This window comes from Streptomyces sp. NPDC059850 (genome assembly GCF_042731515.1).
Taxonomy (GTDB): Bacteria; Actinomycetota; Actinomycetes; order Streptomycetales; family Streptomycetaceae; genus Streptomyces.
This window is the reverse complement of record NZ_JBHWJI010000034.1, coordinates 26,293-38,201: the sequence shown is the minus strand read 5'-3', so window position 1 is coordinate 38,201 and position 11,909 is coordinate 26,293. Positions and strand designations below refer to the sequence as shown.

The window sequence follows — 11,909 nt, the reverse complement described above, 5'->3', positions numbered from 1 at the left end:
GGCAGACTCGGGTCATCTTCGAAAGCACCGCCCGGCCTGACCTCGACTTCAATGCGAAGTCCGAATGCCGCCAGACACCCCCGCCCCGCCCCGGCAGGATCAGTCATGCCCGAGGGAATCACAGCACATCCGGATCTCCCTCGCTCTCCTCACATTCTTCGTATGCATCGCATCTGGGAGCACACATGACACTCGACGGCAAGGCGGCCCTGGTCACCGGCGGCAGCCGCGGCATCGGTGAGGCCATCGCCCACCGGCTCGCCGAGGACGGCGCGGATGTCGCCCTGACCTACCATCACCAGGCCGACCGCGCGGCGAACATCGTCGAACAGATCAAGGCACTGGGCCGCCGGGCCCTGGCGATACAGGCCGACAGCGCGGACCCGGAGGCGGTGCGGGCGGCCGTGGCCGGGGCCGCCGACGAGTTCGGGCGCCTGGACATCGTCGTCAACAACGCGGGCGCGGGAGCCCTCGGACCGGTCACCGAGCTGTCGCTGGAGGACGTCGACCGCGTCCTGGACGTCAACGTCCGGGCACCGTTCCTGACCGCCCAGGCGGCGGTCGAGCGGCTGACCGACGGCGGGCGGATCATCAACATCGGCAGCTGCATGGCCGAGCGCGTCGCCTTCCCCGGCGGCAGCCTCTACGCGACCAGCAAGACCGCGCTGACCGGCCTGACCAAGGCGCTCGCCCGTGAGCTGGGCCCGCGCGGAATCACCGTCAACCTGATCCACCCCGGCCCGATCGACACCGACATGAACCCCGCCGACGGCGAAAGCGCCCCCATGCAGAGCGGCTTCACCGCGCTCGGCCGCTACGGACTGCCGTCGGAGGTGGCCGCGACCGTCTCCCACCTCGCGGGCGACAGCGGCCGCTACATCAGCGGGGCGTCGATCGCCGTCGACGGCGGCTTCGCCGCCTGACCGAAACCCGGAAAGGAAAGGAAAGGAAAGGAAGAGCCCCGGCGCTCGGGGGAGTGCGCCGGGGCTCGGTCTATGGGGTCTGTGGCGGACAGTCGGTCCATGCGGCGGCGCGGCGGGCTCAGGCCGCGGCGTCGAAGCCGGTCTGGCGGGCCATCTTCTTCAGTTCCAGCAGGGCGTGCTTCTCGATCTGGCGGATGCGCTCACGCGTGAGCCCGTGCTGCTTGCCGACCTCGGTGAGCGTGCGCTCCCGCCCGTCGTCGATGCCGTACCGCGCCTTGATGATGGAGGCGGTCCGGTCGTCGAGGCGGCCGATGAGGTCCTCCAGCTCCTCACTGCGCAGCAGCGTCATCACCGACTGCTCGGGCGAGACGGCCGACGTGTCCTCCAGCAGGTCGCCGAACTGGGTCTCGCCCTCGTCGTCCACCGACATGTTGAGGCTCACCGGGTCGCGCGCCCAGTCGAGCACGTCCGAGACCCGCTCCGGTGTGGAGCCCAGCTCCTCGGCGATCTCCGCGTGCTCCGGCTCGCGGCCGTGCTCACGGTTGAACTCACGCTGCACCCGGCGGATCCGGCCCAGCTCCTCGACCAGGTGGACGGGCAGCCGGATCGTACGGGACTGGTCCGCGATCGAGCGCGTGATGGCCTGGCGGATCCACCACGTGGCATACGTCGAGAACTTGAAACCCTTGGTGTAGTCGAACTTCTCCACGGCGCGCACCAAGCCCGCGTTGCCCTCCTGGATCAGGTCGAGCAAGGGCAGACCACTGCGCGGATAACGGCGCGCCACGGCCACGACCAGGCGCAGGTTGGAGCGGATGAAGACATCCTTGGCGCGGGCGCCCTCGGCGGCTATGGCCTCTAGCTCCTCTCGGCTCGCACCCGCGGCTCCGGTGTCCTCGGCCTCTCCGTCCAAGATCTGCTGGGCATACACACCCGCCTCGACAGCCTGGGACAGCTCGACCTCCTTCGCCGCGTCCAGCAACGGGGTGCGAGCGATCTCGTCGAGATACATGCCGACCAGGTCGCGATCGGCGATCTCCCCGCCTGTGGCGCGAACACTGTTGGCCCCATCAGCCCCACCTGTGGTGGCCTGATTGCGGGCGACGGCACGGGTTGCCATGCGTGCTCCCTTACAGATGGATCGGGCGCGGACTATGAACGGACCTTCCCTGGGCGGGTGCCCCGTCCGATGGAAACAACGACTGGAATCCGGACAGAATTCCCAAGCCGCGCCCACCTTTTTACGATCATGCAGTACCCTGTGCCGCCACAGGGGGTTCAGCGTGACGCCGCAGCGTCGAGAAAGCGCAGGCCAGGGGCACCCCTTGCCGCCGGGACCGCCCGCCTTCCCCACGCCTTCCCGCCTCACTCTCACTCCACAAGACGGATCCCACGGCCTTCTGGTTGCCCGGTCCGGGCTTGCCGGAGACCCGGCGCGGGTGTGCGCTGGAGGGGAGGAGGTTCTGCCATGAACAGTTCCGTCTCGGCCCCCGAGCGCAGGCGCCACCGGCCGCGTCCCCCCGCCACCCCGCTCCACGCCTCCGCCTCCTGGGTGGTCCCCGTCGTACTGGGCGTCCTCAGCGGCGGCTACGCGATGTTCATCGACCACAACCAGGGCTCGACCCTGCCCTCCGCCGCGCTCCTCGGCCTGGTGGCGGCGGTCGTCGTCGGCGTGGCCTGCTATGCGGCCGGGCGGATCCAGGGGCGGGTACTGCCGGAGGTCCGGGCGGGGCTGTACGGAACGCTCCTCGGCTGCGTGATCGGCTTCCTCTACTGCCTGAGCGGTGCGGCGGTGGGGCGGGCGTCCGGCGTCGGCCTGGGGGTGGCGCTGGCGATGGCTGCGGTCACGTTCTACGTCATCCACGCCCGGTCGGACTGAACAGCCCGACGGAACAGTCCGACGGAACAGTCAGGCTAAGCGGCACAGCCTGAGCAGCAGCCACGCCTCAGCCGAACTGCACCGACCGCTTCGCCAGCCCCATCCAGAAGCCGTCGATCACACTCCGCTGGCTGCCCAGCTCCGCCTCCGCCGCGCCCAGCGTGACGAACAGCGGGGCGAAGTGCTCGGTGCGCGGGTGGGCGAGGGCGCCGCTCGGCGAGGCGTGCTCGAAGTCGAGCAGGGCGTCGACGTCCTGCCCGGCGAGCGCCCGCTGCCCCCAGTCGTCGAACTCGGTCGACCAGTCGGGCGGGGTCGGCCCGGTGTGCCGCAGCGCCGCCAGGTTGTGGGTGAAGAAGCCGCTGCCGACGATCAGCACGCCCTCGTCGCGCAGTGGGGCGAGCTTGCGGCCGATGTCCATCAGCTTCCGCGGGTCCAGGGTCGGCATCGAGACCTGTAGGACGGGAATGTCGGCGTCCGGGTACATCTCGGCGAGCGGGACGTAGGCGCCGTGGTCGAGACCCCGGTCGGGGATGTCCTGGACGGGCGTGCCCGCCGCGCGCAGCGTCTTGCGGACGCGCTCGGCCAGCTCGGGGGCGCCGGGCGCGGCGTAGCGAACCCGGTAGTAGTGCTCGGGGAAGCCCCAGAAGTCGTAGACCAGCGGAATCGTCGTGGTGGCCCCGATGGCGAGGGGGGCTTCCTCCCAGTGCGCGGAGATCATCAGAATGGCTGTGGGACGGGACAGTTCCGCCGCCCAGGCGGCGAGCTGTCCGGGCCAGACCGGGTCATCGGCGAGCGGCGGAGCACCATGGCTGAGATAGAGGGCGGGCATACGCGACACGGCGACGGCTCCTCGACCAGACGAACGACCAGACGAACGCAGTAAAGCTTGAAGTCTCAAGCAGTAGCTGAGATGACGGTACCGCACACTTGTTTAAATTTCAAGAAGTAGACTTACTATGAACGATGTGGACGCCATGAACTCCCCCGCAGACGCAGACGCAGGCAAAGACGCCGACGAGCCGCGCTGGCTGAACGATGACGAGCAGCGCACCTGGCTGGCCTACATCCAGGCCAGCATGTTGCTGGAAGACCATCTCGACCGTCAGCTGCAGCGCGACGCGGGCATGCCGCACGTCTACTACAGCCTGCTGGTGAAGCTCTCCTGGGCACCCCGCCACCGGATGCGGATGACCGAACTGGCCGAGGCCGCCAAGATCACCCGTTCCCGCCTCTCCCACGCCATCACCCGCATGGAGAAGGACGGCTGGGTACGGCGCGAGGACTGCTCCTCCGACAAGCGCGGACAGAACGCGGTGCTCACCGAGAAGGGGTTCGGCGTCCTCAAGGAAACCGCCCCCGGCCATGTCGACGCCGTCCGCTCGGCGATCTTCGACCGGCTCACCACGGAGCAGATCGCCCAGTTCGGCGACGCCTGCCGGATCATCGCCGACGGACTCCAACCCGAGGGCGCCGACCTCCCCTGGCTGCGCTGAGCCAAAAGGGCTGAGCCAAACAACAGGGAGGGCCCCGCTCCACCGGGCAACACCGGGGAGCGGGGCCGTCTCATCCGCAGGGGCCGTCATCCGTACGGGCCATCAGTGCGCCATGACCGGAACGGCGTCCTCCACCGCCTCGTCGCCCGAACCGGCGACCGCGCCGCCGCCGTCCTGCCTCCCGGCGCTGATCAGCGTGGTGGCGATCGCCGCCGCCAGCAGCAGGATGCCCACCGCCCAGGCGATGGCCGCGGTGTAGCCGTGCACCATCGACTGCAGCTGCAGCAGCTTCGCCGAAGAGGCCGAAGAGGCCGTGGCCGCGTGGCCCGTGGCGTACGCCGTGGTGGCGCTGGCGGCGATGGTGTTGAGAAGCGCGGTGCCGATCGCGCCGCCCACCTGCTGCGAGGTGTTGACCATCGCGGAGGCGACGCCCGCGTCGCGCGGCTCGACACCATGGGTGGCCAGGCTCATCGCGGGCATGAAGGCCGTACCCATGCCGAGGCCGAGCAGCAGGATCGCGGGCAGGATCACCGCCGGGTACGAGGTGTCCAGGTCGATCTGGGTCAGCAGCAGCATGCCGGACGCGGCGACCAGGAAGCCCGGCCCCATCAGCAGCCTCGGCGGAACCCTGGTCATCAGCCGGGCGCCGATCTGCGTCGAGCCGGTGATCATGCCCGCGACCATCGGCAGGAAGGCGAGACCGGTCTCGACCGGGCTGTACCCCTTGACGATCTGCATGTAGTAGGTGAGGAAGAGGAACAGCCCGAACATGCCGATGACGGCGAGTCCGAGCGAGGCGTAGACCCCGCCCCGGTTGCGGTCGGTGATGACACGCAGCGGCAGCAGCGGCGCCTTCACCCGGGACTCGACGATCACGAAGGCGGTCAGCAGCACGGCGGCCGCGACGTACAGGGCGATGGTCGGCCGCGCGCTCCAGCCGTCGGACTCGGCGCGAGTGAAGGCGTAGACCAGTGCGACCAAGCCCGAAGTGGCCAGCAGCACACCGGGGATGTCCAGCTTGGAGGGGTTACGGCTTTCGCTGGGCTCGCGGATCACCGCGATCGCACCGGCTGCGGCGACGGCGGCGAACGGGATGTTGACGAAGAACGTCCAGCGCCAGTCCAGGTATTCGGTGAGGACGCCGCCGAGGATCAGGCCCACGGCACCGCCGCCGCCCGCGATGGCGCCGAAGACGCCGAACGCCTTGGCCCGCTCCTTGGCGTCGGTGAACATCACGGCGAGCAGCGAGAGCGCGGAGGGCGCGAGCAGCGCGCCGAACACGCCTTGCAGTGCGCGGGCGCCGAGCAGCATGCCGCTGCTCACCGCGGCGCCGCCGAGCGCCGAGGCCGCGGCGAAGCCGACCAGCCCGACGATGAAGGTCTGCTTACGGCCCCACAGGTCCGCGACCCGGCCGCCGAACAGCAGCAGGCCGCCGAAGGCGAGGGCGTACGCGGTGATGACCCACTGCTTGTTGCCGTCGGAGATGTTCAGGTCGGCCTGGGCCGAGGGCAGCGCGATGTTCACGATGGTCGCGTCGAGGACGACCATCAGCTGGGCGAGGGCGATGAATATCAGCGCGTTCCATCGCCGGGGATCGGCATATGACGTCTTATGTGGGGCCGTTTCAGGCATGGATGGGCCTACCTAGCGGTGCGGAGAGTGAGAAAAATGGGACGAGTTGTCACCCGGTTCGCACCGGGTGGAGTCATTGAGTGAGAGCTGACGCCGCGCGACGTCGCACAAGGACGTCACACGAAGGTGAAGACCGGTGGACGCGCGAAAAATAAGCGGTGTGCGGTGAGCGGCCGGGTGCGGGCTACGTCACGGCCGGTGCTGCAGATCCTCCAAGGTGACGGCGGAGCCGGGAAGTTCGGAGCGTGCCGGAGCCGACAGCCCGTCCAGAAAGAGCTGTAGGTGCCGGTGGACGAAGGCGTCGAAGTCCACGCAGCCGCTGCCGGGCAGCGGCCGGGTGAGCTGGGTGAGGGCGACCATCAGATCGCCGACGTCGATGTCGGCGCGCAGCTGGCCGGTCGCCCGGGCGGCCACCATCAGGGCGTCGATACCGGCGTCCAGACGGTCATGGGCGGCGATGTGGTCAGGGTGATCCTTGTCGATGCCGTCGGAGAACAGAGGGCACAGCGCGCCGATCCGCTCATCCGCCGCCGCGTGGACGAAGCGCCGCAGCGCCAGGAAGGCGTCGACCTCCTCGACCAGGGCCGATTCGGCTTGTTCGGCGACGCGGGACATCACCGACAGGGTCACGTGGTGGATCAGTTCACGGCGGTCCGCGAAGTGGCGGTAGAGGGTGGCGTTGCCGACCCCCGCCCGCCGGGCGATCTCGTCGAGCGGGACCTCGGCCCCGTGCTCGACGAGCACTTCGCGCGCGGCCCCGACGATCCGTTCCCGGTTGCGCAGGGCGTCGGCACGCAGCCGGGGCGGTGCGTGCCGTGCGCGATCCGCGGCGCGTGCGGCGGTGACTCCGGCCATGACAGCTTCCCCTTCCGTGTCCGATCGTCCTGGCATCAGAGCATCCGACGATGCTCGGTTCGAGGTTCAAGATTTCCGGGGAGACAGTCCCCGTTTGTGCGATCACCGGTTTAAACGGGGAACCACTCCCCGGAATTTCCCCGTCCATGAGTGACCTGCATCACACCTGATCCGCGCGCATTTCGCCCGCCCGGCCCAGCCGATTCGCCGGAACGGACGCACCCCACGGGCGCCCCCGCGCGCACCGGCACACCGTGAACGGCAATGAAGCAGACCCGCGAGGCCCTCCGCCCTCGAATACGCAGGCTCCGCCGAGGCAGCGCGTTCACCATCGCCACCGTGCTCACGGTCGCGGTGGTCGCCCCGGCGGCGATGCCACGTCCGGGAAAACCGGCGGCCGCCAAGCGGGCCCCGGCTCCCGTGACCACCGCGCGGGCCGGATCGCTGGAACCGTGCTCCCTCGCCCCCGGTCCCGGGCTGCAGATGTCCGAGGGCATCCCCACCAGCCACGGCTACAGCCGCAGTACGGGGACGGTCAACGCCCTCAACCTGATGATCGACTTCCCGGATGTGCGCGGCAAGGGCACGGCCCGCGAGCGCTTCGAGGAGTTCTTCCCGCAGACCTCACGGTGGTTCGCCCGCAGCTCCTACGGACGGCTCGACTACCGGCCCGCGATGCCGGTCGGCCACTGGCTGCGGATGCCGCACTCGTTCCGCTCGTACGGCATAAAGCGCGGCAGCCCCTTCGAGCCCGGCTACCGCAAACTGGTCGCGGACATAGCGAGAACGGCCGACCCGAAGGTGGACTTCCGCCGCTACGACCTGGTGAACGTCCTGGTCACGCCCAACGCCGGGCCGCCCGCCGCGCATGCGGTGCTCTCCGTGACGTACGCCGACAACCAGCGCGCCCCGACCGCGGACGGGGTTCCGCTGGCCAATGTCTCCTTTGTCTACAGCCGTCAGGACGACGGTTCCGGTTCGCTCCGGAAGACCGGCTTCCGGGTCCTCCCCCACGAGAACGGCCATGTCTTCGGCCTGCCCGACCTCTACACCCGTGGCGGCGGCGACAACGTCGGCCACTGGGATGTGATGTCCGAGGACTGGGGCGCCGGGAACGACCTGCTGGCCTGGCACAAGTGGAAGCTCGGCTGGCTCGGCGCCCGCCAGGTCGGCTGCGCCGCCCGCCCCGGCACCACGGTGCACGCGCTGTCGCCGCTGCACCGCCCGGAGGGCACCAAGCTCGTCTTCGTGCCGGTCTCGGACTCCGCCGGATACGCCCTGGAGGCGCGCGCCGAGGGCGGCAACGACGAGGCGGTGTGCAAGCCCGGCGTCCTGGTGACCTGGGTGGACACCCGTATCGACTCGGGCGGCGGCCCGGTCACCGTCATGGACAGCTCCCCGGGCGGCCACGGCTGCACCCAGGAGCGCAACGTCCACCCCGGGCTCAGCGACGCGGCCTTCGGCCCCGGCGAGACGTACCAGGGCGACGCGGACGGCGTGCGCGTCCGCGTCCGGGTCACCGGCCGGGACGCGGACGGCTCCTACCGCGTCGAGGTCACGCGCCGCGCCAGTGCCGGCGCCCGAGGCTGACCAGCAGCAGCTGCTTACGGGCGGTGTCGGCGATCCGCTCGCGCTCCTCCTCGTCCCCCTGCGCCTCCATGAACGCGGTCGCCGTCGTCACCATCCGGTCGACGTACAGCTCGGCCAGCATCCGGACGTCCTCCGGCGGCCAGCCCGCCGGGGTGAGCCGGGGCGCGAAGGCCGTGGCGACCTCGTCGGTCAACCGCCCCAGCTCGGCGGCGATCGCCTCCCGCACCGGCCGCACCCCGCCGTGCCGTTCGCGCGCGATGAAGCGGATGTGGGTGGGGTGGCGGCGCACATGCTCGGCGACCGCCTCCACCACGGCGTCGATCCGCTCCTCGTCCCCGTCCCGCTCGCTGAGGATCGCGCGGATCATGCCCTGCAGGCTGCCCAGGGACTCCTCGACCAGCGCCACGCCCAGATCGGCCATGTCCCGGAAGTGCCGGTAGAAGGCGGCCGGGGCCATGCCCACCACCCGGGTCAGCTCCCGCAGCCCCAGGCTGCTGAGGCTCTGGTCCTCCAGCAGCCCCAGCGCCGCGTCGAGCAGCGCGCGGCGCGATTTGCGCTTACGGGCCTCACGGATCCCGCATGTGTGACTCATATCATTCCAGTAAACAGGTGTTCGCCGACCTTGGCCAGCCGTACGCGGGGGTAGCCTAGATGTCAGTGAACAGTTGTGAATCCAATTGTTCACTTAATGAGTATCCGCACCCCGGATCCACCACCATGAGAGAGGCTCACATGCTCTTCATCGTCGCGGCTCTCGCCCTGATGGGGGTTCTGCTGGGCGCGGCGGCACATACCCCGCTCCCGGTCTTCCTCGCCGCTTCCGGCGTCATCGGCGCATGGCTGCTCATCTTCTTCATCCGTGAACGCACCGGGCACAAGGAGAGCTGACCCATGGCACTCACCGCACCCACCCGCACCTCGCCCCTCCGCGCGCGCCAGGACGCCGACGGCATGGCCGTCGCCTCCTTCGTGCTCGGCCTCATCGGCACCCTCCTCTTCAACGCGGTCTTCGGGCCCTGCGCCATCGTCCTCGGAGCGCTCGCGATCGCCCGCGGCACGAAGCGGCGGGGCCGGGCGCTGCTCGGCATCGCGCTCGGCATCGCGGACGTGATCCTGCTGGTCGTCCTGATGACACTGGACCACTCGGTCTTCTGGCAGTTCGGCAGCTGAGCTGAAGCTCCCGGCGGCCCTTCCACTCAGTGGAAGGGCCGTTGCCGGTGCGTGACCCCCGTCACCACGCTGCTGTGCATGACCGCATTCGCACGGAACCAGTGGTACGTCGCCGCCTACGGCCGGGAAATCGGCCGCGAGCTACTGGGGCGCACCATCCTGAACGAGCCCATCGCCTTCTACCGCACCGAGCCGGACGGCACCGCATCGCAAGGCACCGTCGTCGCGCTCGCCGACCGCTGTGTGCACCGCCGCTACCCGCTCTCGGCCAGCCGACTCGACGGCGACAAGGTCGTCTGCGGCTACCACGGCTTCACCTACGACACCTCCGGCACCTGTGTGTTCGTGCCCGGCCAGAAGCGCGTCCCGCGCACCGCCCGGGTCGCCTCGTACCCCGTCGTCGAGCAGGACTCGCTGGTCTGGGTGTGGATCGGCGATCCGGCGCTCGCCGATCCGGCCGCGATCCCGCGCGCCCCCTGGCTCGCCGATCCGCGCTGGACGACGGTCGGCGGCATGGAGCCGATCGACGCGGGCTACGGGCTGCTCGTGGACAACCTGATGGACCTCTCCCACGAGACGTATCTGCACGGCGGCTACATCGGCACCCCCGAGGTCGCCGAGACCCCCATCACCACCGAGGTCGACGAGGGCGCGGGCATCGTGCGGGTCAGCCGCCACATGGACGACGCCGCCTGTCCTCCCTTCTACGCACGCTCCACCGGCATCGAGGGCCGCATCACCCGCTGGCAGGACATCGAGTACCACGCGCCCTGTCTGTATCTGCTGCACAGCCGCATCGCCCCGGTCGGGGTGCTGCCGGAAGCGGACGGCTCCGATCCGAACGCCTTCCATGTGGAGATCACATACGCCATCACGCCCTCCACGGACCAGCACGTCTATGACTTCTGGGCCGTCTCCCGGGACTTCGCCCAGGACGACGACGAAGTCACCACCTTCCTCCACGACTTCAACCGCACCGTGGTGATGCAGGACGTAGACGCGCTGAACCTGCTCCAGAAGGCGCTGGACACCGAGCGCGAGGGCTATCAGGAGCTGAGCATCAACATCGACACCGGCGGCCTGGCCGCGCGCCGCATCCTCGCCCGCCTCGCCGCCGAGGGCGAGCGGCCTCAGGGTGAACGGAACGCCTCGTCCCCGGCGATGACCGCCCCATGAACACCGCCGAGGTCTACCGCATCGACTGGCTGCCCGGCACCGATGTGCTCCACGGCGTCTGCCACTGCGGTGCCGAGCGCTCCGCCGAGGACCCGGTCGAGCTGTGGCAGTGGATGCTCGCGCACCCCGACGGACACACCCTCGCTCCCCCGCAGCAGAAAGGCCCCACCGCGTGAGCAGCGCCACCTCCAGCGAAACCCAGGAGTACGACGACACCCTGCTGGTGGCCGCCAGAGCCGACGCGGCCACCGACGTGGTGACGCTCACACTCCGTCATCCGGCCGGGCGCGAACTGCCCGGCTGGGAGCCCGGCGCCCATGTCGACCTCGTCCTCGGCGACGGGCTGATCCGCCAGTACTCGCTGTGCGGGGACCCGGCGGACCGTACGGCCTGGCGGATCGCGGTGCTGCGCGCGCCCGATGGACGCGGCGGTTCCGCCCGGGTCCACGACGCGCTCACCGAGGGCGCGGCGGTGCGGGTGCGCGGGCCGCGCAACCACTTCGCGCTGCGCCCGGCCGCCCGTTACCTGTTCATCGCGGGCGGCATCGGCATCACCCCGATCCTCCCGATGACGGCTGCCGCCGAGGCCGCGGGCGCCGACTGGACGCTGCTGTACGGCGGGCGCACCCGCGCCTCCATGGCCTTCGCCGACCAACTCACCGGCCGCTACGGCGAGAAGGTGCGGCTGGTGCCGCAGGACGAGGCGGGGCTGCCGGACCTTGTGACGTATCTCGCCGAGCCCGGCCCCGGCACCCTCGTCTACTGCTGCGGCCCGGAACCGCTGCTGCGGGTCGCGGAGGAGCGGTGCCAGGCCTGGCCGACGGGCGCGCTGCGCACCGAACGGTTCCAGCCCCGTCCGGTGGACACGAGCGACGAGGACGACGGGTCGGAACAAGCGAACTCCGGCGGTTTCGAAGTGATTCTCGACCGATCCGGACGCTCCCTCACCGTCAAACCCGGACATAGCGTGCTGCGTACCCTGGAGGAGGCCGGGGTGCCAGTTTTGTACTCCTGCGAAGAGGGCACGTGTGGTACGTGCGAGACGGATGTCATCGAGGGCGAGGTGGACCACCGCGACTCCGTACTCACCGACGAGGAGCGGTCGTCGGGCGAGACGATGATGATCTGCGTCTCACGCTGCCGGGGCCCAAAGCTGGTGCTGGACCTGTGAACGACCTGTGAAACGACGCT

The 11,909-nt window shown here is 69.9% G+C and carries 14 protein-coding genes; 9 read left to right on the top strand and 5 right to left on the bottom strand.

Annotated features, from left to right (window positions below; all coding sequences use genetic code 11):
• Nucleotides 1-185 precede the first annotated feature (185 nt).
• Complete coding sequence (locus ACFV9T_RS25960) at nucleotides 186-923, top strand: 3-oxoacyl-ACP reductase family protein (protein WP_385444374.1); 738 nt, start codon at nucleotides 186-188, stop codon at nucleotides 921-923.
• Between the two features lie 118 nt (nucleotides 924-1,041).
• Here ACFV9T_RS25960 and ACFV9T_RS25955 read toward each other — a convergent pair whose 3' ends face one another.
• Nucleotides 1,042-2,043 (bottom strand): RNA polymerase sigma factor RpoD/SigA, encoded by a 1,002-nt coding sequence (locus ACFV9T_RS25955; protein WP_385444372.1) that lies wholly within the window; start codon nucleotides 2,041-2,043, stop codon nucleotides 1,042-1,044.
• Nucleotides 2,044-2,391: 348 nt separating this feature from the next.
• Between ACFV9T_RS25955 and ACFV9T_RS25950 the strand changes: the two genes are divergently transcribed.
• Nucleotides 2,392-2,802 carry a hypothetical protein gene (locus ACFV9T_RS25950; protein WP_385444371.1) on the top strand — a complete coding sequence of 137 codons (411 nt, stop codon included), beginning with the start codon at nucleotides 2,392-2,394 and terminating at the stop codon, nucleotides 2,800-2,802.
• A 67-nt stretch (nucleotides 2,803-2,869) separates the two neighbouring features.
• Here ACFV9T_RS25950 and ACFV9T_RS25945 read toward each other — a convergent pair whose 3' ends face one another.
• Nucleotides 2,870-3,631: a dioxygenase gene (locus ACFV9T_RS25945; RefSeq protein WP_385444469.1), complete on the bottom strand. Its 762-nt coding sequence runs from the start codon at nucleotides 3,629-3,631 to the stop codon at nucleotides 2,870-2,872.
• Nucleotides 3,632-3,776: 145 nt separating this feature from the next.
• On the opposite strand from ACFV9T_RS25945, the gene ACFV9T_RS25940 reads away from it, so the two are divergent.
• Nucleotides 3,777-4,295, top strand: a complete 519-nt coding sequence (locus tag ACFV9T_RS25940; RefSeq protein ID WP_385444467.1) for a MarR family winged helix-turn-helix transcriptional regulator — start codon at nucleotides 3,777-3,779, stop codon at nucleotides 4,293-4,295.
• Nucleotides 4,296-4,397: 102 nt separating this feature from the next.
• Here the strand turns inward: ACFV9T_RS25940 and ACFV9T_RS25935 are convergent, their stop codons facing one another.
• Together ACFV9T_RS25935 and ACFV9T_RS25930 are read right to left on the bottom strand one after the other, a co-directional pair.
• On the bottom strand, nucleotides 4,398-5,927 hold the full coding sequence (locus ACFV9T_RS25935; protein WP_385444369.1) for an MFS transporter: 1,530 nt from the start codon (nucleotides 5,925-5,927) through the stop codon (nucleotides 4,398-4,400).
• 189 nt (nucleotides 5,928-6,116) lie between these two features.
• Nucleotides 6,117-6,782 carry a TetR/AcrR family transcriptional regulator gene (locus ACFV9T_RS25930; protein WP_385444368.1) on the bottom strand — a complete coding sequence of 222 codons (666 nt, stop codon included), beginning with the start codon at nucleotides 6,780-6,782 and terminating at the stop codon, nucleotides 6,117-6,119.
• Nucleotides 6,783-7,046: 264 nt separating this feature from the next.
• Between ACFV9T_RS25930 and ACFV9T_RS25925 the strand changes: the two genes are divergently transcribed.
• On the top strand, nucleotides 7,047-8,372 hold the full coding sequence (locus ACFV9T_RS25925) for a M6 family metalloprotease domain-containing protein (RefSeq protein WP_385444366.1): 1,326 nt from the start codon (nucleotides 7,047-7,049) through the stop codon (nucleotides 8,370-8,372).
• Here ACFV9T_RS25925 and ACFV9T_RS25920 read toward each other — a convergent pair.
• Complete coding sequence (locus tag ACFV9T_RS25920) at nucleotides 8,338-8,964, bottom strand: TetR family transcriptional regulator (protein ID WP_385444364.1); 627 nt, start codon at nucleotides 8,962-8,964, stop codon at nucleotides 8,338-8,340. The two genes, ACFV9T_RS25925 and ACFV9T_RS25920, sit on opposite strands and share 35 nt — an antisense overlap.
• A gap of 125 nt (nucleotides 8,965-9,089) precedes the next feature.
• Between ACFV9T_RS25920 and ACFV9T_RS25915 the strand changes: the two genes are divergently transcribed.
• The 5 genes from ACFV9T_RS25915 to ACFV9T_RS25895 all read left to right on the top strand — a co-directional run bounded on the left by ACFV9T_RS25915 (nucleotide 9,090) and on the right by ACFV9T_RS25895 (nucleotide 11,889).
• Nucleotides 9,090-9,260, top strand: coding sequence for a hypothetical protein (locus ACFV9T_RS25915; RefSeq protein WP_154685945.1), 171 nt, complete (start codon nucleotides 9,090-9,092; stop codon nucleotides 9,258-9,260).
• 3 nt (nucleotides 9,261-9,263) lie between these two features.
• A complete protein-coding gene (locus tag ACFV9T_RS25910; RefSeq protein ID WP_385444362.1) occupies nucleotides 9,264-9,542 on the top strand; it encodes a DUF4190 domain-containing protein in 279 nt (92 codons plus the stop codon).
• A gap of 78 nt (nucleotides 9,543-9,620) precedes the next feature.
• Complete coding sequence (locus ACFV9T_RS25905; RefSeq protein WP_385444360.1) at nucleotides 9,621-10,718, top strand: Rieske 2Fe-2S domain-containing protein; 1,098 nt, start codon at nucleotides 9,621-9,623, stop codon at nucleotides 10,716-10,718.
• Nucleotides 10,715-10,894: a hypothetical protein gene (locus ACFV9T_RS25900; protein ID WP_385444358.1), complete on the top strand. Its 180-nt coding sequence runs from the start codon at nucleotides 10,715-10,717 to the stop codon at nucleotides 10,892-10,894. The genes ACFV9T_RS25905 and ACFV9T_RS25900 overlap by 4 nt, the downstream gene beginning before the upstream one ends.
• The gene (locus tag ACFV9T_RS25895) at nucleotides 10,891-11,889 is read left to right on the top strand and encodes a PDR/VanB family oxidoreductase (protein WP_385444356.1); all 999 of its coding nucleotides are present in this window, start codon (nucleotides 10,891-10,893) and stop codon (nucleotides 11,887-11,889) included. Before ACFV9T_RS25900 ends, ACFV9T_RS25895 begins: the two co-directional genes overlap by 4 nt.
• Nucleotides 11,890-11,909 lie beyond the last annotated feature (20 nt).